Below are 25,250 nucleotides of genomic sequence, written 5' to 3'. Positions count from 1 at the left end.
GACTGGGCCCTCATTCTGCCCCCGCTACGACGGAGCCCGGCGCCAACAATTCATCGACCAGGGCGAGCAATTCACGCACGTCCAGCGGCTTGGTCAGATAGTGCTGGGCGCCCGCCACCTCGGCGGCGGCGATCTGCTCGGGCTGGGCATTGGCCGACACGACGACGACCGGGGGAAGCGGCTGGCCCAGCTCGCGCATGCGGCTCAGCAGCGTCAGGCCGTCGCCATCGGGCAGCTGCCAGTCGAGCAGCAGCAGGGCCGGCGGGCGCTCGCGCAAGGCGCGCAGGCCGGCTTCCACGGTCGGCGCCACTTCCAGCTCGATGCCGGGCCGCTGCTCCAGGATGCCGCGCATGACTTCGGCGTTGAGCGGGTTGTCCTCCACGTAGAGCACGCTCCGCTGGGGGCTGGGGCGCGGGCTGGTCGGTTCGTCCGGGGCTGTCTCCTGGGACAGTGCAGCGGCAGCGCCGCTGGCCGGCAGCCTCAGCACGAAGCAGGCGCCGGGGCCGTCCTGCTCTTCGGCGCGCAGGCTGCCGCCCATCATCTCGGCCAGGCGCTGGCTGATGACCAGGCCGATACCCGTGCCCGGCAGGCCGCTGCGCTCGCGGCCCAGGCGGTTGAAAGGTTGGAAGAGGGCGGCGCGCTGCTCTTCGGTAAGGCCCAGCCCGGTGTCGCGCACGGCGATTTCGACCCACCCCAGCTCAGGTCGAGCCACCTCGACGCTGACGCTGCCGCCTGGGCGGTTGTACTTGACCGCGTTGCTGAGCAGGTTGGTCAGGATTTGGGTAACCCGCGTGGGGTCGCCGACGAGGCGCACGGCGGCCGGGTCGATACGCTGGCTGATGGCCAGGCCGCGCTCTGCGGCTTGACCTTGCACCAGCGCCAAGGCCCGGGCCAGCAGCGGCGGCAGCTCCAGCAGCACAGGCTCCAGGCGCAGCGAGCCTGCCTCGATGCGCGACAGGTCCAGCGTGTCGTTGATCATTTCCAGCAGATGCCAGCCGGCCTGGGCGATCTGCTGGGCGCGTGCGCGCTGGCCCGGTGCCAGCGGTTCACCGGCGTCCATCTGCATCAGCTGCGTGAAGCCGAGGATGGCGTTCATCGGTGTGCGCAGCTCATGGCTCATGCGCGACAGGAACTCGCTCTTGGCCTGGTTGGCCGCCTCGGCGGCCTCGCGGGCGCGGTCCAGCTCCTCGATGCGCAGCTGGTCGGTGATGTCCTCGATGATGCCCACCAGCCGGTGCGGCCGGCCGTCCGCGCCGCGCAGCAGGCTGACCAGCACGCGCGCATGGGCGGTGCTGCCGTCGGGACGGATATAGCGCTTCAAGCGGCGGTAGAACGGGATCTCACCGCGCATCAGCCGGCGTGCCAGGCGGATGTCCTCACGACGGTCATCGGCATGGGTCACGTCGATGGAGCGCTTGTTCGCGAGCGCCTCGGCCGTGTAGCCGACCAGATGGCAGAAATGGGCATTGACCTCCTGGAAGCCGCCGTTGAGGTCGGTGAAGGCGATGCCGATGGGCGCAGTCTCGAAGATGCTGTGAAAGCGCTGCTCGCTCTGGCTCAGCGCGCGTTCGCCCTGGGCGCGGTTGGCAACCTCGCGCTCCAGCGCGGCCGTGCGTTCCTGCACCAGCGCCTCGACATGCTGGGTGCGGCCCGACATCAGCAGCAGCAGCGCGCCCACCATGGCCGTGGCCAGCAGGCCGACGAGGGCGAAGGCCCAGCTGCGCCCCGGCGCCTGCACCAAGCCGGGCAGGTCATAGATGCGAATCTCCCATGACCGGCCGCCGAACTCCAGCGGCATCTTGACCAGGGGCAGGTCGGCACCCCCACGTTGCACGGCCTCGCAGCCCAGGCGCCCGCCCAGTCGCGGATAGAGCGCGCCGCGCTCCAGGTCGACGAGACAGGCGCCGAGATGCTCGGGCCAGTTGGCCGCCAGGCGCGACAGCAGCAGGTCGGGCCTCAGCGTGGCGAAGACGACGCCGTCCAGGGCCTGCTCGCTGGGCGCCGCCTGACCCCGGTAGAGGGGCTGGTAGACCACGACGCCGACCGCGGCCTCCTTGTCCTGCGACAGCTGGAAGCCCGCCGACGCCACCGGTTTCCCCAGTGAAGCGGCGCGCTCGATGGCCGCCCGCGCGCCGGGGATGGTGCGCACGTTCACGCCGAGCGCGCCGGCATTGCGCGACAGCGGTTCGATGAGGCGGATGGCCAGCATGTCCTCGTCCGCCGGTGGGCGCAGGTCGCCCGCACGCAGGCGGTCGCGCGCCTGGTAGCCACCGGGAAAGGCATCGGCCGCGGCGGCCGCGTTGAAACGGTCGACGTCGGCGCGCGCAACACGCAGCGTCAGGCCCAGCGCGATCAACGGGCTCTCCTCGGTCAGGAAGCCGCTCGTCGCTTGGGCGAACTCCGCGCGCGTCGGCCTTGGCTTGACCTTGACGAGGCCGTGCACGCCCTCCAGTGCCAGCAGCGGCTCGCGCAGCCGGCCGGCCAGGTCCTGGGCGGCGCTGGTCGCGTCGCGCGTGAAGTCGGCGCGGTTGCGCTGGCGGTCCCATTCCATCGTGACGGCCACGCCCAGGCCCACGAGCAGCGTGGTCAGCAGCATCGGCAGGCCGACGCTGAAGCGCCGCGTTGCCCAGGCCGAACGCGGCTGGCCGATCAGGGCCAGGGTGATCGGCGTGGCGATGAGCACGCCCATCAGGTCGCCGGTCCACCAGATCGTCCAGACCAAGCCCATCTGCGCGGTGGCGATGACGCCGAAGGCCTTCAGCACCAAGCTCGCGCAAGTTGGGCTGACGACGCCCGCCAGCGCCGCCGCGAACAGATAGCCGGCGATCTCGCGCGGCGAGGCCAGCACCAGCGGCCGGCCGCACCAGCGCCGCATCAGCAGCGTGCCGGCCACTGCCTGGGCGGCGGCACCCAGGCCGATGCCCAGGGCCAGCGGCAGCACGCCGCTCAGTTCGTTCATCGTCGTGGCCTGCACGATGAAGGATCCCAAAGCCACCGCCGGCGTGTAGCGCAGGCCCCAGACCAGCAGCACGGCCAGGCCCCAGCCGGCGGCGGGGTAGATGGGCGCGACCTGGTAGGGCGGCAGCACCATCAGCAGGCCCAGCCGCGCCAGCACGTAGTAGACGGCGACGATGGCCGCCGACAGCGCCAGGTAGCGGCCCACGTCGTGGGCGCTCAGCGGCCGCATGGCCTTCATTCGGCCTGGGCCTCCCTCAGCGTCTGCACGACGGGCCGCTGCAGCACGCCGCGCAGGCTCCACCAGCCGGCGCTCCAGGCCAGCAGTGCGCCGCAGGCCGCGCCAACCAGCGGCACCCAGGGCTTGATGTGCCAGTCAAACTCGAAGACGAAGCGCGCCAGCAGGGCCGCCAGCACCAGCGCCACAGTGCCGGCCAGGAAGCCGGCCAGGGCGCCGACACCCAGCAGCTCGGCGCGCTGCACCTGGGCCAGCAGCGACGACGGCGCGCCCAGGGCCCGCATCAGCGCGAACTCACGCGTGCGCGCCTCGCGCGTGCTGCCCACGGCCGCCAGCAGCACGACCAGGCCGGTGGCCAGCGTGAAGCTGAACAGGAACTGCACCGCCTGGATGACCTGGTCCAGCACGCCCTGCACCTGATTGAGCTGGGCCGACACGTCGATGACGGTGAGATTGGGGAACTGGCGCGCCAGCTCGCGGTCCAGCTTGGTGGCCGGCGGGCTGCGGTAGGCGGCGATCTGCGTGGACGGCAGTTCGGGCAGTTCTGCCTTCTCGAACAGCACGAAGAAGTTGACGCGCATGGACGACCAATCGACCTTGCGCAGATTGGTGATGCGACCCTGCACGGGCTGGCCGGCGATGTCGAAGGCCAGCGTGTCGCCGAGCTTCAGGCCGAGCGTCTGGGCCAGGCCTTCTTCGACGCTCAGGCCGGTCTCGTCGGGCTTGGCATCACCCCAGCGGCCGCTGGTGATCTGGTTGTGGGCCGGCTTGTCGGCCGTGTGGCTGAGGTTGAACTCGCGCTCGGCCAGGCGCTGGGCGCGTTCCTCGGCAAAGCGCTTGGCCTGCACCGGCTCGCCGTTGATCGCCGTCAGGCGGCCGCGGATCATCGGGTACCAGTCGTAGTCCTTCACGCCGGCGTCGGTCAGCGTCTTGCGAAAGGCTGTTGCCTGGTCGGGCTGGATGTTGATGACGAAGCGGTCCGGTGCGGCCGCCGGCGTCGCGCGGCGCCAGCTGTCGATCAGGTCGGTGCGCAGCAGCACCAGCAGCGCCAGCGCCAGCAGGCCAACGGCCAACGAGGACACCTGCATGACTGCAAAGCCCGGCCGTGCCGCGACCTGGCGCGTGGCCAGCAGCAGCCAGCGCGGCACACCGGCGCCACTGACATTGACCGGCACCAGGCGACGCAGCAGCCAGACCGCGGCCCAGGCCAGCAGCGCGAACAGCAGCACCGCGGCGGCAAAGCCTGCGGCGGCGATGGCGCCGAGCTTCACGTCGCCTGCCAGCACGACGAGGATGGCCGCGAGGCCCGCCACACCCGCGCCGAGCACCAGCAGTGAGCCGGCCTTGGGCGCGCCGAGGTCGCGGCGGATGACGCGCAGCGGCGGCACGGCGGCGAGCTGCAGCACCGGCGGCAGGCCGAAGCCCAGCAGCAGCGACAAGCCCAGGCCCAGGCCCAGCAGCGCCGGCCAGATGCTGGGCGGTGGCAGGTCGACGTCGATCAGCCCGGCCAGTAGCGACACGAAAACCTGGTGCAGGGCCAGGCCGCCCAGCACGCCGACCGCGCTGGCGCTCAGGCCTGCGAGCAGGAACTCCAGCCCGTACGCCCAGGCGATGCGGCGCTGCGGCTGGCCGAGCACGCGCAGCATGGCGCAGTCGTCCAGATGGCGGGCTGCAAAGTCGCGTGCCGCCAGCGCCACGGCCACGGCTGCGAGCAGGGCTGACAGCATGGCCACCAAGCGCAGGAAGCGGGCCGCGCGGTCCAGCGTCTGGCGCATCTCGGGGCGGCCGGACTCCAACGACTCCAGGCGCACGCCGCGCAGCTTGTCCTTCTCGACGAGTTGCTCGGCGCCGGCCACGAAGCGGCCGACGGCACCCGGTGCTGCGCCCGGGCCGGGCACGACTGCCATGCGGTAGGTGAGGCGGCTGGCGGGCTGCACGAGACGGGTGGCGGCGAGGTCGGCCTCGGCCAGCATGACGCGCGGCGCGAAGCTCATGAACCCAGCGCCGCGGTCCGGCTCGGTCTCGATCAGCGCGGCGAGCTTCAGCTTCGCGTCGCCGAGCAGCAGCGAGTCACCGAGCTTCAGCCCCAGGCCATCGGCTACGGCCGGATCGACCCAGACCTCGCCGGCGGCTGGCGCACCGCTGCGGCCGGGCAGGGCCTCGCGCAGCTTGATGCTGCCGCGCAGCGGATAACCCGCACCAACGGCCTTCACGGCCACCAGCCGGCTCTCGCCGCCATGGGCTTCGTCGCTGCGCGCCATGCTGGGGAAGGTGGCCGTGCGCACGGTGGTCAGGTTCTGGGCGGCGGCCAGGTCGACGAGGGCAGGGGCCGTGGGCTGGTCACTGGCAACGACGGCATCGCCGCCAAGCAGCTTGGCTGCGTCGCGGCGCAGGCCCTGGTCGAGGCGGTCGGACAGGAAGGCCACAGCGCACAGCGCCGCGACGGCCAGGGCCACGGCCAGCATCAGCAAGCGCAACTCGCCGGCCCGCCAGTCCCGCAGCAGCTGGCGCCAGGCGATCAGCAAAGTGGCAGGCGGACGCTGGGCGGGCGAGGCGGAGGACGTCATGCGCGCGACTGTAGCCGTGGGAATCGCATTCAGCCCTGTAAACTCGCGGCCCATTGCGGGTGTAGTTCAATGGTAGAACTTCAGCTTCCCAAGCTGACTACGTGGGTTCGCTCAATGACAGCCAGCGGCTGTCATTGGACGGCGCTCAGCGCCGGGCCGAGTACAAGCGAGGCCGAGGAATCGGTCCAGCCGATTCCGAGCATTCCCATCGCCTCATGGCGTGCTGCTCAACATGACCTCGACCTTCCTGGTCTGAGCCTCTGGGTCACGTAAACTCGCGGCCCATTGCGGGTGTAGTTCAATGGTAGAACTTCAGCTTCCCAAGCTGACTACGTGGGTTCGATTCCCATCACCCGCTCCAAATGCCAACGGCCCCACTCGGGGCCGTTCGCATTTGGACAGGGCCTTGGGATGAGAACCCACCCGGGTTCGCTCAAGGACAGCCAGTGGCTGTTCTTGGACGGCGCCGTGCGCCGGGCCGAGTACCAGCGAGGCCGAGGGATCGGTCCGACCGATCCATCGCATTCCGAGCATTCCTTCCCGCCGCCCGTCACCCCTCCACCCAACTCACCCGCCCCCTCCCCGCCGCCTTCGCCAAATACAGCGCCTTGTCCGCCGCCTCCACCAGCCCCTGGGCCTGCGACCCCGCCGACACCCCCAGGCTGATCGTCACGCAGCCTTCCACCCCCGGATGCGGCAAGGACAAGGCCCTCACCGTGTCCTCCATCAACTGCGCCACCCCGATCGCTCCTGCCAGATCGGTGTCCGGCAGCAGGCAGACGAACTCCTCTCCGCCGTAGCGCGCCAGCAGGTCGGTCGGCCGCCGCAGGCAAGCCCGCAATGCCGCCGCCACGCGCCGCAGGCAGTCGTCCCCCGCCAAGTGCCCCAGCGCATCGTTGTAGCGCTTGAAGTGGTCGACATCGGCGAGCACGATGGCCAGTGGCGAGCGCGAGCGCTGCGCGCGCCGGGCTTCGGCGATGAAGCGCTCGTCGAAATGCCGGCGGTTGTGCACGCCGGTCAGCCCGTCGATGAAGGCGAGCTCGCGCAAAAGGTCCGACTGGGCTTTCAAGGTCAGCTGGGTCCGCACCCGCGCCCGCACGACGGTGGGGTTGAAGGGCTTGGTGATGAAGTCGGCCGCGCCGGCGTCCAGCGCGCGGGTCTCGTCCTCGGGCTGGTCCTGCGCGGTCACGAAGATGACGGCGATGCTGCGCAGCAGCGGGTCGGCCTTCAATTCGGCGCAGAGCTGGTGGCCGTCCATGCCGGGCATCTGCACGTCCAGCAGCACGAGGTCGGGCTGGCGGTCGCGGCACAGCTGCAGGGCGCGGCTGCCGTCGGTGGCCATCAGCACCTGGCAATCGCTCGCGAAGACGCGGTGCAGGGCCTGGATGTTGACCGGCTGGTCGTCGACGATGAGCAGGCGCGGGCGGCGGCCGGCCGGCGCGTGGCCGGGCGTCAGCGGTGCGCGGTCAGGCAGGGAGAGCTGCATCATGTCGGGGCCTCCAGCGTCGTGCGCAGGCGGCGGCACAGCGTCAGCGCGGTGCCGAAGTCGAGGGCTTCCATGGCCGAATCGAGGGCAGTCACCGTGCCTTCATCGCCCTTCTGCCGCAGCCGCTCGCGCAGGCCCTGGTGGAAGTCGAGCGCCGCGAGGTCGGCGCCGTCGAGCAGTTCGGCGAGGGCGTCCACGCGCTGGGCGAGGCTGCCGGGCGCTGCGGGCCGCTGCTGTTCGGCGAGATCGTCGTGCAGGGCCTGGCGGGCGTGCAGGTCGGCGGCGAGCCGGTCCAGCGCGGCGAGGTCGGCCTGGCGGCGCTCGAGAAAACGGCGGCGCCAGTCTTCATCGGGCGCGCCGGCATGTTCACCTTCGGCGGCCAGGGCAGCCAGTTCCCCTGCGCCGAGCATGGCGGCCAGCCCGCGGTAGCCATGCAGGCCGCGCGTGGCGGTACGGCCACCCTCGGCCAGGGCCCGGGCGAGCTTGCGGTCCTGTTCGTGCAGGGCGGCCAGCGTGCGTTCGAACAGCTCAATGCGGCCGGACATGCGCGCGAGCGCCTCGGCCAGCGCGATGCCGGCACGGCCCGCGTCGGCCAGCAGGGTGGGGGGCAGCTCGGCGGCCACGGTCCTGGGCGCCGTGGGCGCAGCGCCGCAGCGCCGGCTGATCACGGCGACCAGTACATCGGGGTCGAAGGGCTTGCCGATGTGCTCGTCCATGCCGGCCTCAAGGCAGGCCTGGCGTTCGGCATCCAGCGCGCCCGCCGTCATCGCAATGATGGGCAGGGTCAGGCCCAGCTGGCGTCGGATCAGCCGCGTGGCTGTCGTTCCATCCATGACGGGCATCTGCACGTCCATCAGCACGGCGTCAAAGCCGCGCCGGCCACGGGTCTGGGCGAGCAGGGTCAGGGCCTGCTGGCCGTCGCCGGCCAGGCTGACCTGGGCACCTTCGAGTTCAAGCAGTTCGCGCGTGACCTGCTGGTTGCCGGGGTTGTCCTCGACGACGAGCAGGTGCAGGCCGGCCAGGCGCTGCGGTGCCGGTTCGGGCGGTTCGCCGTCACTGCAGCGCGCCTGGATGGCCGCGCTGACGGCCTGGCTCAGCAGGGTGGCAGTGATGGGCTTGACGAGGAAGCCGTCGAGCAGGGCCTGCTCGGCCGCGCTGCGCTGGGCCAGGCGTTCGCGGTCGTAGCTGGTGACCATCAGGATCAGCGGCTCGGGGCCGAGGCGCTGGCGCAGGTGCACGGCGGTCTGCCAGCCATCCATGCCGGGCATGACCCAGTCGAGCAGCACGACCTCCGGCGTGCCGCTGGCGATCAGCTCCAGCGCCTCGGCACCGCTGGCCGCCAGGCGTGCCGTCCAGCCCAGGGATTGGGCCAGTGTGCCGATGACCCGGCGTGCCTCGGCATGGTCGTCGATGACGAGGGCCTGCAGGGCCTGGCGCGGCGCCGGCGCGCACTCCTCGGCGGGCAAGGGGAAGCTCAGAGTGAAGCTGAAGCGGCTGCCCTTGCCGGGCGTGCTTTCGATGTGGATGTCGCCGCCCATCAGGCGCACCAGGCGGCGGCTGATGGCCAGGCCCAGGCCGGTGCCGCCGAAGCGCCGGGCCGTTGACGCCTCGGCCTGGGCAAAGCCCGAGAAGATGCGCTGCTGCTGCTCGGGCGCGATGCCGATGCCGGTGTCGCGCACCGAGAAGGCGAGCACGACGCTGCTGGCGTTCTGCGACACGAGCGAGATGCCGAGCACGACCTCGCCGGCCTGCGTGAACTTGATGGCGTTGCCGGCCAGGTTGATGAGCACCTGCTGCAGGCGCAGTGCATCGGCGACCACGACCGGCGGCAGGGCGGGGTCGAGGTCGAACAGCAGCTCGAGCTCGCGCTTGTCGACGTTGGCGGCCAGGATGACGGAGAGGTCGCGCAGCAGCTCGTCCAGGCGTGTCGGGTGCGGGTCCAGGCCGAGGTGGCCGGCTTCGATCTTGGAGAAGTCGAGGATGTCGTTGAGCAGGCCGAGCAGGCCACGCGCGGCGCCTTCGCTCTTGACGGCGTAGTCACGCTGGCGGGCGTCCAGTGGCGTCTTCTGCAGCAGGCGCAGCATGCCCAGCACGGCATTCATCGGCGTGCGGATCTCGTGGCTCATATTGGCCAGGAAGCGCGTCTTGGCTTGTGACGCGCGCTCGGCGGCGAGACGGGCCTGGGCCTGGGGCGTCAGGTCGAGGACTGTCAGCACGAGGCCACCATCGGGAAGGGGCGCCGTGCGGGCCTCGATGAGGCGCTCGCCGGTGCGGTAGGTCTCGAGGCGGTTGGCGCGCTGGTCGCGGCCCAGGGCCAGGGCCGCGTCGACCGCGGCGCGGGCCTGTTCGCCTTCGCCATAGTCGCCGCGGGCGGCGAAGAAGAGGATCAGGTCGTCGAAGCGCAGCGGCGGTTCTTCGAAAAGGGAGGCCGGCACGTTGAGCAGGCGCTCGAACTCGGCGTTGTGCACGAGGAGACGGCGTTCGGCGTCGAAAACGGCCAGGCCGCAGGGCAGGTGGGCGATGACCTCGCGGATCAGGGGGCTGGGCGTGCCGGGCGAGGGGCTCGCGGCTGCAGGACCGGCCTGAGGCTGGGCGTCACCGCCGGCTTGCATGTCCCACGCCATCACGCCCCCGAGCCGCTGCTGCCCGGCCATCAATGCCGGGCGCTTCGAGTCTAGGGCGGCCTCGTCAGGGCGCCGGGCCGGGGTCGCTACAAGAAGTTACAGGTTTGCCCTAGTCGCGCACGATGCGGCCTGGCACCGCCTGGGAAAGCGCCTGTGGGTTGTCGCGCAGCAGCTCGACGAGGGCGTCGATGTCGGTGCCGAGCACGGCGCGGTCACGGCCATGCTTGAAACCCGCCTGGGCGTCGCCGCCTTCGGAGAGGAAGTTGTTGATGACGACGCGGTAGTTGCGAGCCGGATCGATCGGCTCGCCGTTGATGCGCGGGTCGACGAGTTGGGCGACGCCATCGGCCGCGGCGCGCCAGTGGTAGCGCAGCGTCGACGAGGGCTGCAGCATGCGCGGGGCGGCGTCGCCCTTGGGCAGCTGGCGCTGCAGGATGTCCAGCAGCTGCTGGCCGGTCAGCGTCACCGCGACGATGTCGTTGCCGAAGGGCTGGATGGCGAGCAGGTCACTCATCGTCGTGGGCTTGCCGGGCTTCACGGTCAGGTCGGCGCGGATGCCGCCGGGGTTCATGAATGCCACGTCGGCCGGGCCCTGCTTGCGCGCGAAGGCGAGCTGGCTGTCCGCGATGAGGTTGCCCAGCGCGGAGTCGCCATGGGGCTCCTTGGCATTGCGCGAGGCGCCTTGCGTCAAGGTGGTGACCGGCTTGTTGCGGGCTGCTTCGGTCAGCGCGGCGGCCTGGGCGACCAGGGCGGCCAGTGCCGGGTTGGGCGCGTAGGCCGACTGCAGCACCGGGTGGTTGACGGCCTGGGCATCGAGCACGCGGCCGGCAGCGTCGAACTTGAGATGGCTTTCGGTGATCCAGCCGCCATAGCTGCCGGCTTGCACGACGAGGCGGCCATCGATCTTGCAGGTGTAGGCCTGATGGGTGTGGCCGCCGATGATGATGGCGTAGGCGGGGTCCAGGCGCTTGGCGATGTCCTGCACGCGGCCGGTCAACGTCGGGCAGGCGTAGCTCGGATCGTTGGCACTGGCGTCCCTTCCTTGAACGCCACCCTCGTGCATGACGGCCACCAGCACTTGCGCGCCTTCCGCCTTGAGCTGGGGGACGAGCGCATTCAGCGTGTCGGCCTCGTCGGCGAAGCGGATGCCCTTGATCGCCCGGGCGACGATGACATGCGGCGTCTCCAGCGTCGCTACGCCCGCGATGGCGACTTTCAGCGCGCCAGCCTGCTTGATGACATGGCTGGGCAGCAGCGGCTTGCCGGTGTTCGCGTCCAGCACATTGGCGCCGAGATAGGGAAAGCCGGGGCCCTTGTAGCCCGGCCACAGGCAACCGCCTGCGCCGCATTCGCCGCGGGTCTGGCGCAGCAGCTCGGGCAGGCCGGCATCCAGCTCATGGTTGCCCAGGGCGCTGGCGGCGATGCCGAGCTGGGACATGGCGGTCAGCGTCGGTTCGTCGCGCAGCAGGTTGGAGATCAGTGGCGAAGCGCCAATCAGGTCGCCGCCTGCCACAACCAGGGCATCGGGGTTCCTGGCCTTCAGCGCGGCCAGGGCCGTGGCCAGATACGCGGCGCCGCCGGCAGGCTGGGACTTGAGCGCGCCTGTGGCGTCGGGGAGGCGCGGCAGCAGCGGCGTGGGGTCGGCGGGCTGGATGTTGCCGTGGAAGTCGTTGATGGACAGCAGCGTCAGCTCTGTCGTGGCGGGCTGCTGCTGGGTGGCGCAGCCGGCAAACAGGGCGCCCAGCACGAGGCCGGTGGCGAGACGGAAGGAGTGGGTAAAGGCCATGACGGAGCGGCTTGGAGGAGGCTGGGATCTTGGAGGTTGGTTTGTAGCGCGAGTTTGTCGCGGTTTCGCGACATCACGAGGTTCTGCCGCAAGGTTTACATTCCAGTAAAGATTGCACCATATCGGTGCGACAGGCGGCCCGATTCGTGGCTTGGGTCCGTGATTCCCAAGTCAGCGGGCCAAAAACGGGGAGCAATGTCGCCGGCCGGCGATGCACTGTCCCAGTGCTTCACGCCGGGCGCGAGTGTCTGAATCGGGCCACTTCTGACTTACCCGTAAAGTTCTGTCACAGAAAGTCATGACAATTCCGGGGCGCTTTGCGAAGCGTCTTTCTGCCGCGGTCATCGACGAACGGCACCCTACTGAATCTGTTGAAGCCCGCGCGCTTGGCGCACCCACTAGGAGTCTAGGAATGAAGAGCAGACTATTCTGCAAGACCGCCACCGCCCTGGCAGTTTCCGTGCTGGCCACCGGCACGGTGTACGCGCAGCAAGCGCCGGTGGATCAAGCCAAGGAAGAGGCCGCACCGCGCGCCAAGGACGATGCCGTCCGCCTGGGCACGATCACGGTCATTGGTTCCGGTGCCAAGCTGGCCGGTGGCAATATGATCAATGACGACTCCGTCAAGGGCCGCAGCACGATCACCAAGGCCGCGATGGAAAAGGAAATCGCCACCGGAAACGTGCTGCAGAGCATTGCGCAGCTGCCCGGCGTGAACACCTACAACTACGACGCGACCGGCCTAAACGGCGGCGACGTGAGCATCCGCGGCTTCGGCTCCGATCAGATCGGCTTCACGGTGAACGGCGTGCCGGTCAACGATTCGGGCGGCTATGCTTTCTACGCCCAGGAAATGATCGACAAGGAGAACCTCTGTACCGCTTCGGTGGCCCAGGGCTCTCCCGAGCTGGAATCGCCCCACAGCGGCGCCACCGGCGGCAGCGTGAGCATGATCACCTGCGACCCGAATGACACGAGCCGCCTCCGCTTCTCGCAGACGTTCGGTGGCCTGAACCTGTTCCGCTCCTTCCTGCGTGTCGACACGGGTCGTTTCCTGGACAACAAGGCCAAGGTCTTCCTGAGCTATTCGCATGCCGAAGCCGACAAGTGGAAGGGTGTCGGCAAGCTCAAGAAGGACCATGTCGACGCCGGCTTCACGCTCGACCTGAACGAGGACAACCACATCCTGGGCTCGATCCTGTACAACCGTTTGTACAACCAGAACATCTTCTCGGTCAGCCTGTGCCAAGCTCAGCTCGTTCCGCTCTCCAGCTGCGCCGCCTCCTTTGCCTCTGGCTCTGATGCCAATGGCACGCCCTATGGCTACAACTATGACTACGGCGCGAACTTCAAGGCGCTGAAGACACCGGTGGGCGGCACGGCCCAGACCGACGTCACCCAGTCGCCGGTCTACTACGGCATGGCGCTGAACCCGTTCAAGAACGTGATTGCGTCGGTGTCGGGTTCCTTCAAGGTCGCCCAGGACACTTATTTGAAGGTCCAGCCCTACATGTGGTACGGCTTTGGCAACGGCGGCTGGTCGCAAGTCATCCTTGACGAAACCGGTACCGCTGCCAAGACCGGTAGCTCGGGGACTAGCCTGATTGGCGGCGCCATTGACATCAATGGCGATGGCGACAAGCTGGACAAGGTTGCCGTGGGCCGCGCCAGCGTGACCAAGACCATGCGTCCCGGCATCACCGGCGAACTCAGCACCACGCTGGACAGCCACTACCTGAAGCTGGGCCTGTGGTATGAGCGTGCCCAGCACCGCCAGACCCAGCCGGGCGTCCGCATCAATGCCGACGGCACGCCGGCGGACCCCTGGCTGCAGGACGGCTGCATCCAGCGCACTGACGGCACCTGCTACGAAGGTCGCGACAGCAAGACGATCAGCACCGCCTACCAGATCTACCTGAACGACCAGATCACGCTGTTGAACGACCGCGCCTTCATTTCGCTGGGCCTGCGCCTGCCGCATGTGACGCGTGACGTGACCAACTACGCTAGCGAGACCCCGGTCCCGACCTACACGCTGGTCAATGGCGTCTATACCAAGGGCGCCAACGTCTACCAAGACTTCAACATTACGCGTTCGTTCCGCAAGGCGCTGCCGCAAATCGGTGCCCGCTTCAACCTGGACAGCAAACAGCATGTCTTCCTGAATGCCGCGAAGAACTTCCGCGCACCACCGAACTATGCCTATCAGGTCAGCTCCAGCGGCGTCTATGTAGCTTCCGTCAACGGCGGCCCGGTCCAGCCCTTTGTAGAGGTCAAGCCGGAAACGTCGACGATGATCGACGGCGGCTACCGCTTCCAGTCGAAGGACATCTCGTTCACGGCTACGCTGTTCAGCTCAGACTTCAAGAACCGCCAGGTCTCGGCGACGGACCCGAATACCCTGGTCACCACCTATGTAAATGCCGGCGGCGTGAAGAACCGTGGCCTGGAGATGGAAGTCGGCAGCGGCGTCTTCGGCGGCTTCTCGGCCTATGGCTCGCTGACGCTGCAGAAGAGCAAGATCACGGACGATCTGCAGCTGACCGCTACCGGCTTCCTGCCGATCAAGGACAAGGAGTTCGGCAAGACGCCCAAGAAGATGGCCGCCCTGTCCGTGCAATACGAACAAGGCCCGGTCTATGTGCGCCTGAAGGGCAAGTACACCGGCTCGCAGTACGTGGACCTGATGAACCAGGAAGCCGCCCCCGCCTACACCACGGGTGACCTGGACGCCGGCTTCAAGTTCGGCAACTTCGGCTCGCAGCTGAAGAACGCCCAACTGCGCCTGAACGTCAGCAACATCGGCAATGCGAAGTACCGCAGCGCGTCTTCGATCCTGACCAACACGCAGGCAACGCCGCTGCGGACGACGAATGGCTCGACCGCATCGCAATCTGCCAGCACCGAGTTCTACTACCTCGGTGCCCCGCGCTTCACCTCGCTGACCTTCAGCGTGGATTTCGAGTAAGTAGCTTGACTGCCGGGTGCACAAGGCCCGGTCAGTCGGTTCGGCAACCGCGAGTGCAGCCAGAAGCTGCCTCGCGGTTTTTTTGTTGCCGGGGCCTGGTTTTCAGCGGTGGATGTCGCCCAGGCAGAGGTACTTCACCTCGACATAGTCCTCGATGCCCTGGCGCCCGCCCTCGCGGCCCAGGCCCGATTGCTTCACACCGCCGAACGGCACCTCGGCGGTCGAGATCAACCCGGTGTTGACGCCCACCATGCCGTACTCCAGCGCCTCGCCGACGCGGAAGATGCGGCCGATGTCGCGGCTGTAGAAATAGCTGGCCAGGCCGAACTCGGTGGAGTTGGCCAACCGGATCGCGTCCTCTTCGGTCTGGAACTTGAAGATGGGCGCCACCGGGCCGAAGGTCTCCTCGCGCGAGCACAGCATCTGCGGCGTCGCATCGGCCAGCAGCGTCGGCTCGAAGAAGTTGCCGCCGGCGGTCTCGATGCGCTTGCCGCCCGCCAGCAGTTTGGCACCCAAGGCGATGGCGTCGGCGACATGGGTCTCGACCTTTTCCAGCGCTGCAGCGTCGATCAGCGGCCCGACATTGATGCCGGCATCAAACCCATTACCTGTCTTCAGCGCCGCGACCTTGGCCGCGAATTTCTCCAGGAAGGCGTCGTAGATACCCGCCTGCACATAGATGCGGTTGGCGCAGACGCAGGTCTGGCCGGCGTTGCGGTATTTGCTGGCGATGGCGCCTTCCACGGCGGAGTCGAGGTCGGCGTCGTCAAAGACGATGAAGGGCGCATTGCCGCCCAGCTCCAGGCTGAGCTTCTTGATCGACGGCGCGCACTGCTTCATCAGGATGCGGCCGACCTCCGTGCTGCCGGTGAAGGACAGATGGCGCACGACATCGCTCTCGCACAGCACCTGGCCGATCTCGATGGACTGCTGGGAGTCCGCCGTCAGCACGTTCAGCACGCCGGCCGGCATGCCGGCCTGCTGGGCCAGTTCGGCAGCAGCCAGGGCCGTCAGCGGCGTCGCCTCGGCCGGCTTGATGATGACGGTGCAGCCGGCGGCCAGGGCCGGGGCGACCTTGCGCGTGATCATCGCCAACGGGAAGTTCCACGGCGTGATGGCCGCGCAGACGCCGACGGCCTGCTTGATGACCAGGTAGCGCTTGGTTGGGTCGGTCGTCGGGATGGTCTCGCCGTAGACGCGCTTGCCCTCCTCGGCGAACCAGTCGAGGAAGCTGGCGCCATAGATGACTTCGCCGCGCGCTTCGGCCAGCGGCTTGCCCTGCTCGGCCGTCATCAGCCGGGCTAGGTCGTCGGCGTGCTTGACCAGCAGTTGCTGCCAGCGCACCAGCACCGCGGCGCGCTCCTTGGCCGGCTTGGAGCGCCAGGCGTTCAGCGCATTGGCGGCGGCGGCGATGGCTGAATCGGCGTCGGCGCGGCCGAGGTTGGGCACCTGGGCCAGTTCGCGGCCGGTAGCCGGATCGTTGACCGCAAACGTGGCGGAGCCGCCGACCCATTCGCCATTGATCAGGGCCTGCGTGCGCAGCAGACCGGGATTCTCGAGCGCCTCCAGCGGCGAATTCGCGTCCATCAAGGTTCTCCAATCGAATTGAGAGGCACTCTACCCGGGCGATGTAAAGCCCCCTCTCTACAATCGCCGCTCCTTGTCACAGACCTTTTCCAGGAAACCCCGGATGAAAGCCGCCGAGATCCGCCAGACCTTTCTGAAGTTCTTCGAGTCGAAAGGCCACCAGATCGTCGCGTCCAGCCCCGTCGTGCCGGGTGACGACCCGACGCTGCTGTTCACGAACGCCGGCATGAACCAGTTCAAGGACGTGTTCCTGGGCTTTGACAAGCGCGCCTACTCACGCGCCACCACCAGCCAGAAGTGCATCCGCGCCGGCGGCAAGCACAACGACCTGGACAACGTCGGCTACACGGCGCGCCATCACACCTTTTTCGAGATGCTGGGCAACTTCAGCTTCGGCGACTATTTCAAGAAGGACGCGATCAGCTATGCCTGGGAGCTGCTAACGGTCAACTTCAAGTTGCCGGCCGACAAGCTCTGGGTCACCGTCTACGAGGAAGACGACGAGGCCTACGACATCTGGAACAAGACCGTGGGCGTGCCCGCCGAGCGCATCGTGCGCATCGGCGACAACAAGGGCGCGCGCTACATGTCCGACAACTTCTGGATGATGGGCGACACGGGCCCCTGCGGCCCCTGCACCGAGATCTTCTACGACCACGGCCCCGACGTCGCTGGCGGCCCCCCGGGCTCGGCCGAGCAGGACGGCGACCGCTACATCGAGATCTGGAACAACGTCTTCATGCAGTTCAACCGGACTGAAGACGGCGTGATGCACCCGCTGCCCAAGCCCAGCGTGGACACGGGCATGGGCCTGGAGCGCCTGGCTGCGGTTCTGCAGCATGTGCATTCCAACTATGAGATCGACACCTTCGTGACGCTGCTGGCTGCGGCCAAGAAGGCTGTGGACGCGGCCGGTGGTGGCGACTGTGACGCCACCAGCCCGTCGCTGAAGGTCATCGCCGACCACATCCGCGCCTGCTCGTTCACCATCGTCGACGGTGTCATTCCCGGCAACGCCGGCCGCGGCTATGTGCTGCGCCGCATCGCCCGCCGCGCCATCCGCCACGGCTACAAGCTAGGTGCACGCACGCCGTTCTTCCACAAGCTGGTCGCGGCGCTGAGTGCCGAGATGGGCGAGGCCTACCCCGAGCTGCGCCAGGCGCAGGCCCGCGTCACCGATGTGCTGAAGCAGGAGGAGGAGCGCTTCTTCCAGACCATCGCCACCGGCATGGAAATCCTCGAAGCAGCCCTCGCCAAGGGCGGCAACGTCGATGGCGACACGGCCTTCAAGCTGCACGACACCTACGGCTTCCCGGTCGACCTGACCGCCGACGTCTGCCGCGAGCGCGGCGTGACGGTGGACGAGACGCGCTTCAACGAACTGCTGGACGAGCAGAAGAACCGCGCCCGCGCCGCCGGCAAGTTCAAGATGGCGCAAGGCCTGGCCTACAGCGGCGCGCCGACCGAGTTCCACGGCTACGAGCACCTCGTCTGCGAGCACAGCAAGGTGACGGCCATCTACGTCGATGGCGCTCAGGTCAACGAGGCGCAGGCCGGCGACGATGCCGTCATCGTGCTCGACCACACGCCCTTCTACGCCGAGAGCGGCGGCCAGGTCGGCGACGCCGGCGAGCTGCGCAACGGCACGACGCGCGTCGTCGTCGCGGACACGGTCAAGATCCAGGCCGATGTGTTCGGCCACCATGGCCAGGTCGTGGAAGGCTCGGTCAAGGTGGGCGATGTGTTCGTTGCCCGCGTTGACGCCGAGCGCCGCGCCAAGACCGTGCGCAACCACAGCGCCACCCACCTGATGCACAAGGCCCTGCGCGAGGTGCTGGGTGCCCACGTGCAGCAGAAGGGCTCGCTGGTGAACGCCGAGCGCACGCGCTTCGACTTCGCGCACAACGCGCCGATGACGGCCGAGGAGATCCGCGAGGTCGAGTCGCTCGTGAATGCCGAGATCCTGGGCAATGCCGGCGCCAAAGCGCAGGTCATGGCGCTGGACGACGCGCAGAAGTCGGGCGCCATGATGCTGTTCGGCGAGAAGTACGGCGAGACCGTGCGGGTGCTGTCCATCGGCTCCTCCAAGGAGCTCTGCGGCGGCACCCACGTGAAGGCCACGGGCGACATCGGCCTGTTCAAGATCGTGGCCGAGTCAGGCGTGGCAGCGGGCATCCGCCGCGTCGAAGCCGTCACCGGCGACAACGCGCTGGCCTATCTGCAGTCGCTGGAAACCACGGTGCAGGGCGCGGCCATGACGCTCAAGACCTCGCCGCACGAGCTGGGCGCTCGCCTGCACGCGGTGCTGGACCAGATCAAGTCGCTGGAGAAGGAACTCACCGCTGCCAAGAGCAAGCTGGCATCGGCCCAGGGCGATGAGCTGCTGGCCCAGGCCGTGGACGTGGGTGGCATCAAGGTGCTGGCCGCCAAGCTGGAAGGCGCCGACGCCAAGACGCTGCGCGAGACCATGGACAAGCTCAAGGACAAGCTGAAGACGGCGGCCATCGTGCTGGCCGCGGTCGACGGCGACAAGGTCCAGCTGGCGGCCGGCGTGACCGCCGACAGCGTGGGCAAGGTCAAGGCCGGCGAGCTCGTCAACTTCGTCGCCCAGCAGGTGGGCGGCAAGGGCGGCGGCAAGCCCGACCTTGCCATGGCCGGCGGCACGCAGCCGGCCGGCGTGGCCGCGGCGCTGCAGAGCGTGGCGGGCTGGGTGGCTGAGCGCGTGTAGTCAACACCTGGCCCTCGCCCTGAACAGGCCCGCTGATCGCGGGCCTTTTTCTTTGATGGATACGGCCTGGGGCAGCAAGCTGCCGACCATGCCGACGATCGTGCGTTTCGTCGGCAAGTGCTGGCCCGCGAGGAGGGCGCCGACAACACTGCGCCGGCCCTCCAACCCTCCCCATGCCGCATGGCGGGCGGTCCTGCCTCGCCGTGTCGAGCCGCGGGATCGGTGTGTCCAGAACAGAAGAAACCCCGTGATGAACCACAGAATCTGCGCGATCGCCCTGGCCGCATGCGCCGCCTCGTTCACAGTCCTTGCAGCCGATGCGCCGCAGGCGCCCGCGTCTGCGGTCAAGGCGGCGCCCACCCTCGGTCTGCAGGCTCGCCTCGAAACCAGCGTGGGCGGCAAGGTGCCCGCCATGGGCGCCGTGGTGATACGCGGTGGCCAGGTGACGGAGCTTGTGGTGGCCGGCCTGCGCGCCAAGGGCGACGCCGAACCGGTCCGGCCGGGCGATGTCTGGCACCTCGGCTCCAACGGCAAGGCCATGACGGCCACGATGGTCGCGCGGCTGGTGGAACGGGGCGTGTTGTCCTGGGACGCCCCGCTGAGTCAGTTGCTACCCGAGCTGGCCGTGGACATGCAGGCCGCCTATCGTGACGTCACCCTGCGTGACCTGCTCGCACACCAGGCCGGCCTGCAAGCGGACATTGATGAATCCTGGATGGCGGTGTTCTACAAAGACAAGCGCCCTTTGCACGAACAGCGCCTGGCCTTCGCCCGCATCGCGTTGGCGCAGCCTCCCGCCTTTGCACGCGGTGCCGGCGACGGCTACTCGAACTCGGGTGTGCTGATCGCCGGCCTGGCCGCCGAGCGCGCCGCTGGCTTGCCCTACGAGACCCTGTTGCAACGCGAGCTGTTCGAGCCGCTGGGCCTGCGCAGCGCGGGGTTTGGTGCCACCCACCGCGGCCAGCCCTTGGGGCACAAGGCTGGCGAACCCGTCGAAGGCGTGGAGGCGGACAACCCCGCCGTCATTGCGCCGGCCGGGGGCATCACCATGTCGCTGGAAGACTGGTCCAAGTTCGCGGTCGACCAGATGGCCGGCGAGCACGGACGCGGCAAGCTGCTGAAGGCGCAGACCTACCACCTGTTGCACCAACCGGCGCGTGAAGGCGGCAAGTTTGCGCTTGGTTGGCGGGCGCAGAACAGCATGGCCGGCGTGAACGCCCGCCACCTCGCCCACACCGGCAGCAATCAGGCCTGGTTCGCCCTCATCGTGCTGAAGCCGGACACCGAAGATGCCGTGCTGGTGACCAGCAACGCCAGCGAGGACGTCGAGGCCGACAAAGCCGTCCGCGCGGTGGCAGTTGCCACGCTCAAGGCCATGGCGCCCTAGGCGGGCATCAACAAGGAGCGCCCAGGGCTCAGAAGGTTTCCCAGTCGCCTTCGGCGGCCGCCGGTGCCGGTGCCGGGGCAGGGCGGGGCGCGACGACGGAGGCGGGCTTCGCGGCAGCGGGCTTGGGTGCTGCCGCCTTGAAAGGTGCCTTGGGTGCTGCGGCCTTTGGAGCGGGTGCGTGCGCCTTCGTCGGTGCCGGGACGCTGGCCCTGCGCTGCGGCTCGCTGCCGGCCACGCGGAACACGGCGACGGCCTCGACAAGGCGCTGGGCTTGCTCCTTCAGGCTCTCGGCCGCGGCGGCGGACTCTTCCACCAGGGCGGCGTTCTGCTGCGTCATCTGGTCGAGTTGCACGACCGAGGTGTTGACCGAATTGATGCCCTCGCTCTGCTCGGTGGCGGCCGAGCTGATCTCGCCAATGATGTCCTGCACGCGCTGCACGCTGGAGACGATCTCGCCCATCGTCGTGCCGGCCGTCTGCACCAGGCGGGCGCCGTTCTCGACGCGCTCGACGCTGTTGCCGATCAGCGCCTTGATCTGCTTGGCCGCCTCCGCGCTGCGGCCGGCCAGGGAACGCACCTCGCCGGCCACGACCGCGAAGCCGCGGCCCTGCTCGCCGGCGCGCGCCGCTTCCACGGCGGCGTTCAGCGCCAGGATGTTGGTCTGGAAGGCGATGCCGTCGATGGTGCCGATGATGTCGGAGATCTTCTTGCTGGCGACATTGATCTCGTCCATGGTCGTGACGACCTGGCCGACGACCTCGCCACCGCGTGTCGCGGCCGCCACGGCGGACTGCACGAGCTGATTGGCGGTGCGGGCCGAGTCAGCGGTCTGCCGCACGGTGCCGGTCAGCTCGCTCATGGACGAAGCAGCGTTCTGCAGGTTGCTGGCTGTCTGCTCGGTGCGTTGGCTCAAATCCAGGTTGCCGGTCGCGATCTCGGTGCTGGCCGTGCCGATGCTGTCGACCGAGTTGCGCACCGTGCCGATGGTGGTGGCCAGGCGCTGGCGCATGCCCTCGGTGTCCTGGATCAGTGAGCCGATCTCGTCGTTGCGACTGCTGCTGACCGACTGGGTCAGGTCGCCCTCGGCAATCGCGCCGACGGCCTTCTGCAGCGAGGCCAGCGGCTGTGCGACCCAACGGCGCATCATCCACATCAACCCGAAGCCCAGGCCCACGGCAGTCAGTGCGAGGGCGCCCCAGAAGAACCACAGCGTCGTGCGGCCGGCGGCCTGAGCCTCGCCGCGTGAGACCTGGGCGACGACCCAGTAGCCGGTCTTCTCGCTCTTGCGCGCCACGGCGAAGTTGTCGGTCTTGCCGTTGCCCAGCACATCGGGCACGTCGTCCAGCACGACGGCGCTGGCGGTCTGTTCGGCCAGCGTCTTCTCGAAGCCGGGTGCGACGCTGGACAGCAGCTTGCCCTTGGCCGACGGGTGGGCGGCGAGCAGGGCCTTGGTCGGGTCCTTGGGCACGGCCACGATATAGGTGCCGCCGTGCTCGAAGAACTTGGCGCTGCCGGCCATGCGGTCCATGGCGAGCTCGAAGGCGTCGAGGTCGAAGCCGACGAAGAGGATGCCGATAACCTTGCCGGCGTCGCTCTTGATCGGCTCGTAATGCGTCATGTAGGCGCGGCCGAACAGCAGCGCCCGGCCGGTGTAGGGCTTGCCGGCGGAAACCGTGGCATGGGCAGGGTGCTGCTTGCCCAGCAGCGTGCCCATGGCACGCTCGCCCTTCTCGTTCTTCAGCGAGGTCGTGATGCGTTCGAAGTCGTCGCCCTTGGCCGCGAAGACGGTGGCCACGCCGCCGTTGACGGCCGCGAACTTGTCGACCTGGGTGAAGTTGCCATTGAGCTTGGGGCCCCAGTCGCGCAGGTCGCCGGTGGCTTCGTCCAGCGTGAAGCTGGGGCCGAAATCCTGGCGGAAGGAGCCGAAGCTGCGCTGGATCTGCTTGGCGGCGACGTCGTCCATCGCCTGCATCGCGTCGATCAGCGACTCGGCCTTGTCGCCCACCCAGGTCTGCACCTGGTCATTGGCGGACCGCTTCAGCAGTGTGCCGACGATAAGGCTGACACCCAGCAGCACCACTGCAACGGCGACTGCGCCGGTCAGAGACACCTGGCGGGCAATGGAGTTGTTGGGCTGACTCATGCGAATCTCCAGGGGCCAAAGCAAGCAAGGCTCCGCACACCCCGCCTCGTTGCGGGGGCACGTGAACAGGAATCAGGGCAGGGCGGTCAAGCGGCGATGGCCGCTTCCATCAGGCCCATCTCGGCACTGCTCATCAGGCCTTCGATGTCCATCAGGATCAACATGCGGTCGCCGACGGACCCGATGCCGGTGATGAAGCTGGTATCCACCGACGCCGAGCTCAACTCGGGGGCCGGCTTGATCGCGTCGCGGCTCAGCTCCAGCACGTCCGAGACCGAATCCACGACGGCGCCGACGACGCGGTTCTTCACGTTCAGCACGATGACGACCGTGAAGCTGTTGTACTCGGCGCTCGGGCAGTTCAGCTTCAGGCGCAGGTCGACGATGGGCACGATGACGCCGCGCAGGTTGACGACACCCTTGATGAAGTCCGGCGCATTGGCGATGCGCGTGGGCTGCTCGTAGGAACGGATCTCCTGCACCTTCAGGATGTCAATGCCGTATTCCTCGGAGCCCAGGCGGAAGGTCAGGTACTCGCCGCTCTTGGGGCCATGGGCCTTGGCGCTGAGGGCACCGGGTTGGCGCAGGGCAGGGACGTTGCTGGCTTCCATGCAGACCTCCTAGTTATGTGTGTGATGGTTCAATGGCGCGAACGACGCACAAGGCTGCCGACGTCCAGGATCAAGGCCACGCGGCCGTCGCCCATGATGGTGGCGCCGGACACGTCATTGACCTTGCGGTAGTTGGCTTCGAGGTTCTTGACGACGACCTGCTGCTGGCCGAGCAGTTCGTCCACCAGCAGCGCGACGCGGCCGCCTTCGGCCTCGACGACGACCATGATGGAGCTGACATGCTCGAAGTCGAAGCGCGGCACGTCGAACACCTTCTCAAGCTCGATGACGGGCATGTACTCGTCACGCACCTCGACGACGCGGCCGGAGCCGGCGACGGTCTTGATGGTGTCGGACTGCACCTGGAAGGATTCGACGACGGAGGACAGCGGCAGGATGTAGCACTCGTCGCCAACGCCCACGCTCATGCCGTCCATGATGGCGAGTGTGAGCGGCAGGCGCACGGACACCTTCATGCCGTAGCCTTCCGCCGAGTCGATCTCGACCGTGCCGCCCAGCGACGTGATGTTCTTCTTTACAACGTCCATGCCGACACCGCGGCCGGACACGTCGGTGACCACATCGGCGGTGGAAAAGCCGGGCGCGAAGATCAGGCTCCAGCACTCGGCGTCGGTCATCGTGTCCGGCGCGTCGATGCCCTTCTCACGCGCCTTCTTGATGAGCTTGTCGCGGTTCAGGCCGCGGCCGTCGTCGCGAACCTCGATGACGATGCTGCCGCCCTGGTGGGAAGCGACCAGCGTGATCGTGCCTTGCTCGGGCTTGCCGCGGGCGGTGCGGTCTTCCGGCATCTCGATGCCGTGGTCGCAGCTGTTGCGCACCAGGTGGGTCAGCGGGTCGGTGATCTTCTCGACCAGGCTCTTGTCCAGTTCGGTGGCTTCACCCTGGGTGACCAGTTCGACCTTCTTGCCCAACTTGGCCGCCAGGTCGCGCAGCATGCGCGGGAAGCGGTTGAAGACCGTCGACATCGGAATCATCCGGATCGACATGACCGATTCCTGCAGGTCGCGCGTGTTGCGCTCCAGGTCGGCCAGGCCCGAGGTCAGCTGCTGGTACATCGCCGGGTCGAGTTCGCGGCTGTTCTGGGCCAGCATGGCCTGGGTGATGACGAGTTCACCGACGAGGTTGATGAGCTGGTCGACCTTCTCGATCGACACGCGCAGCGTCGTCTGGTCCATGGCCGCGGGCTTGGCCTCGGCCTTGGCGACCGGCGTGGCGGGGCGGGTCGGCACGATGGCGGCCGTGGGCGCGGCCTCCGCGGCGGGCGCTGCCGCAGCGACACTTTCGGGCACGCCGGGGGCGTCATCGAAGAAGCCGTAGCCGGGGTCGGCGGACGGTGCCTCGGCCGGTGGTGCGCCGGGCGCACCGTCGTAGAAGCCGAAGCCGGGGCCGAGCGGGATCAGCTTGACCTGCTCGCGGGCGACGTGGAAGGTGAAGAGGTCCAGCAGGTCGTTGTCGGTCGAGCTGGTCAGCACCTTGAAGCGGCGCATGCCGTCGGAACTCTGGCCGGCGTCCAGCGGCTCGATGTTGCCGAGGTCGGTGATTTCCTTGAACAGCTCGACCAGGTTGTCGGCCAGGCTGAGGTCGGTCAGCGGGCCGACCTGCAGCTCCAGCAGGCGCGCGCCGGACTTGAGCGGTACGGCGGGCGCGGCGGCAGCGGGCGCGGCTGCCGCCTTGGGTGCCGGAGCGGCTGCCGCAGGTGCGGGCGCGCCGCCGCCTTCGACGAAGCTCTTGATGCTGACCAGCAGGTCGGTCGTGTCGAATACGTCGCCGCCCGAGCCCTGATGGCGGGCGAGCTGGGTGCGCAGCGCGTCGCCGGACTGCAGCAGCACGTCCACCATGGCGGCATTGGGCTGCAGCTCGTGGCGGCGCAGCTTGTCCAGCAGCGTCTCCATCTGGTGGGTCAGCTCGGCGACATCGCTGAAGCCGAAGGTTGCCGCGCCACCCTTGATGGAGTGGGCGCAGCGGAAGATGGCGTTCAACTCCTCGTCGTCGGCCGCCTCGACGTTCACATTGAGCAGCAGCCGCTCCATGTTGTCGAGGTTCTCGCCGGCTTCCTCGAAGAAGACCTGGTAGAACTGGCTGAGGTCGATGCCAGCACTGATGCTGGCGCCTTCTGTGGTCATGTCGCCCATGGCTGTTGCTCCGGTGG

At 68.3% G+C, this 25,250-nt stretch carries 12 protein-coding genes and 1 tRNA gene; 4 read left to right on the top strand and 9 right to left on the bottom strand.

Annotated elements, in window-relative coordinates; all coding sequences use genetic code 11:
* Positions 1-10: 10 nt before the first annotated feature.
* Both ACXJLH_RS14305 and ACXJLH_RS14300 read right to left on the bottom strand, forming a co-directional pair.
* A complete protein-coding gene (locus ACXJLH_RS14305; protein ID WP_457444775.1) occupies positions 11-3,187 on the bottom strand; it encodes a CHASE domain-containing protein in 3,177 nt (1,058 codons plus the stop codon).
* 5 nt (positions 3,188-3,192) lie between these two features.
* Entirely contained in the window at positions 3,193-5,760 is a 2,568-nt protein-coding gene (locus ACXJLH_RS14300) for an ABC transporter permease (RefSeq protein ID WP_457444773.1), read from the bottom strand.
* A gap of 287 nt (positions 5,761-6,047) precedes the next feature.
* Between ACXJLH_RS14300 and ACXJLH_RS14295 the strand changes: the two genes are divergently transcribed.
* Positions 6,048-6,121 (top strand) — tRNA-Gly (locus ACXJLH_RS14295).
* Between the two features lie 189 nt (positions 6,122-6,310).
* Here ACXJLH_RS14295 and ACXJLH_RS14290 read toward each other — a convergent pair.
* The 3 genes from ACXJLH_RS14290 to ACXJLH_RS14280 form a co-directional block, all read right to left on the bottom strand.
* Positions 6,311-7,249 carry a diguanylate cyclase gene (locus ACXJLH_RS14290; RefSeq protein WP_457324618.1) on the bottom strand — a complete coding sequence of 313 codons (939 nt, stop codon included), beginning with the start codon at positions 7,247-7,249 and terminating at the stop codon, positions 6,311-6,313.
* Positions 7,246-9,858: a response regulator gene (locus ACXJLH_RS14285; RefSeq protein WP_457444771.1), complete on the bottom strand. Its 2,613-nt coding sequence runs from the start codon at positions 9,856-9,858 to the stop codon at positions 7,246-7,248. Before ACXJLH_RS14285 ends, ACXJLH_RS14290 begins: the two co-directional genes overlap by 4 nt.
* 121 nt (positions 9,859-9,979) lie before the next feature.
* A complete protein-coding gene (locus ACXJLH_RS14280) occupies positions 9,980-11,656 on the bottom strand; it encodes a bifunctional metallophosphatase/5'-nucleotidase (protein ID WP_457444770.1) in 1,677 nt (558 codons plus the stop codon).
* A 412-nt stretch (positions 11,657-12,068) separates the two neighbouring features.
* Here ACXJLH_RS14280 and ACXJLH_RS14275 point away from each other — a divergent pair, with 412 nt between their 5' ends.
* On the top strand, positions 12,069-14,624 hold the full coding sequence (locus ACXJLH_RS14275) for a TonB-dependent receptor (protein WP_457444768.1): 2,556 nt from the start codon (positions 12,069-12,071) through the stop codon (positions 14,622-14,624).
* Positions 14,625-14,726: 102 nt separating this feature from the next.
* Here ACXJLH_RS14275 and ACXJLH_RS14270 read toward each other — a convergent pair whose 3' ends face one another.
* Positions 14,727-16,211, bottom strand: a complete 1,485-nt coding sequence (locus ACXJLH_RS14270) for an NAD-dependent succinate-semialdehyde dehydrogenase (protein WP_457444766.1) — start codon at positions 16,209-16,211, stop codon at positions 14,727-14,729.
* Between the two features lie 103 nt (positions 16,212-16,314).
* On the opposite strand from ACXJLH_RS14270, the gene alaS reads away from it, so the two are divergent.
* Entirely contained in the window at positions 16,315-18,939 is a 2,625-nt protein-coding gene (gene alaS, locus ACXJLH_RS14265) for an alanine--tRNA ligase (RefSeq protein WP_457444764.1), read from the top strand.
* A gap of 250 nt (positions 18,940-19,189) precedes the next feature.
* Positions 19,190-20,326, top strand: a complete 1,137-nt coding sequence (locus ACXJLH_RS14260) for a serine hydrolase domain-containing protein (RefSeq protein WP_056199347.1) — start codon at positions 19,190-19,192, stop codon at positions 20,324-20,326.
* A gap of 28 nt (positions 20,327-20,354) precedes the next feature.
* Here the strand turns inward: ACXJLH_RS14260 and ACXJLH_RS14255 are convergent, their stop codons facing one another.
* From ACXJLH_RS14255 to ACXJLH_RS14245, 3 genes are all read right to left on the bottom strand, one after another.
* Complete coding sequence (locus tag ACXJLH_RS14255; RefSeq protein WP_457444762.1) at positions 20,355-22,469, bottom strand: methyl-accepting chemotaxis protein; 2,115 nt, start codon at positions 22,467-22,469, stop codon at positions 20,355-20,357.
* An 86-nt stretch (positions 22,470-22,555) separates the two neighbouring features.
* Positions 22,556-23,080: a chemotaxis protein CheW gene (locus ACXJLH_RS14250; RefSeq protein ID WP_056199343.1), complete on the bottom strand. Its 525-nt coding sequence runs from the start codon at positions 23,078-23,080 to the stop codon at positions 22,556-22,558.
* Between the two features lie 29 nt (positions 23,081-23,109).
* On the bottom strand, positions 23,110-25,233 hold the full coding sequence (locus ACXJLH_RS14245) for a chemotaxis protein CheA (protein ID WP_457444760.1): 2,124 nt from the start codon (positions 25,231-25,233) through the stop codon (positions 23,110-23,112).
* Positions 25,234-25,250: the final 17 nt, after the last annotated feature.

It is taken from the genome of Roseateles sp. P5_E4 (genome assembly GCF_054049255.1).
The sequence above is the reverse complement of the archived record's forward strand: the minus strand, read 5'-3'. Positions and strand labels throughout refer to the sequence as shown.

What these genes read in the sequence shown, in the direction of transcription:
- ACXJLH_RS14305 (WP_457444775.1), bottom strand. Translation starts at nt 3,187, where the DNA reads ATGCGGCCGCTGAGCGCCCACGACGTGGGCCGCTACCTGGCGCTGTCG.
- ACXJLH_RS14300 (WP_457444773.1), bottom strand. Translation starts at nt 5,760, where the DNA reads ATGACGTCCTCCGCCTCGCCCGCCCAGCGTCCGCCTGCCACTTTGCTG.
- ACXJLH_RS14290 (WP_457324618.1), bottom strand. Translation starts at nt 7,249, where the DNA reads ATGATGCAGCTCTCCCTGCCTGACCGCGCACCGCTGACGCCCGGCCAC.
- ACXJLH_RS14285 (WP_457444771.1), bottom strand. Translation starts at nt 9,858, where the DNA reads ATGCAAGCCGGCGGTGACGCCCAGCCTCAGGCCGGTCCTGCAGCCGCG.
- ACXJLH_RS14280 (WP_457444770.1), bottom strand. Translation starts at nt 11,656, where the DNA reads ATGGCCTTTACCCACTCCTTCCGTCTCGCCACCGGCCTCGTGCTGGGC.
- ACXJLH_RS14275 (WP_457444768.1), top strand. Translation starts at nt 12,069, where the DNA reads ATGAAGAGCAGACTATTCTGCAAGACCGCCACCGCCCTGGCAGTTTCC.
- ACXJLH_RS14270 (WP_457444766.1), bottom strand. Translation starts at nt 16,211, where the DNA reads ATGGACGCGAATTCGCCGCTGGAGGCGCTCGAGAATCCCGGTCTGCTG.
- alaS (WP_457444764.1), top strand. Translation starts at nt 16,315, where the DNA reads ATGAAAGCCGCCGAGATCCGCCAGACCTTTCTGAAGTTCTTCGAGTCG.
- ACXJLH_RS14260 (WP_056199347.1), top strand. Translation starts at nt 19,190, where the DNA reads ATGAACCACAGAATCTGCGCGATCGCCCTGGCCGCATGCGCCGCCTCG.
- ACXJLH_RS14255 (WP_457444762.1), bottom strand. Translation starts at nt 22,469, where the DNA reads ATGAGTCAGCCCAACAACTCCATTGCCCGCCAGGTGTCTCTGACCGGC.
- ACXJLH_RS14250 (WP_056199343.1), bottom strand. Translation starts at nt 23,080, where the DNA reads ATGGAAGCCAGCAACGTCCCTGCCCTGCGCCAACCCGGTGCCCTCAGC.
- ACXJLH_RS14245 (WP_457444760.1), bottom strand. Translation starts at nt 25,233, where the DNA reads ATGGGCGACATGACCACAGAAGGCGCCAGCATCAGTGCTGGCATCGAC.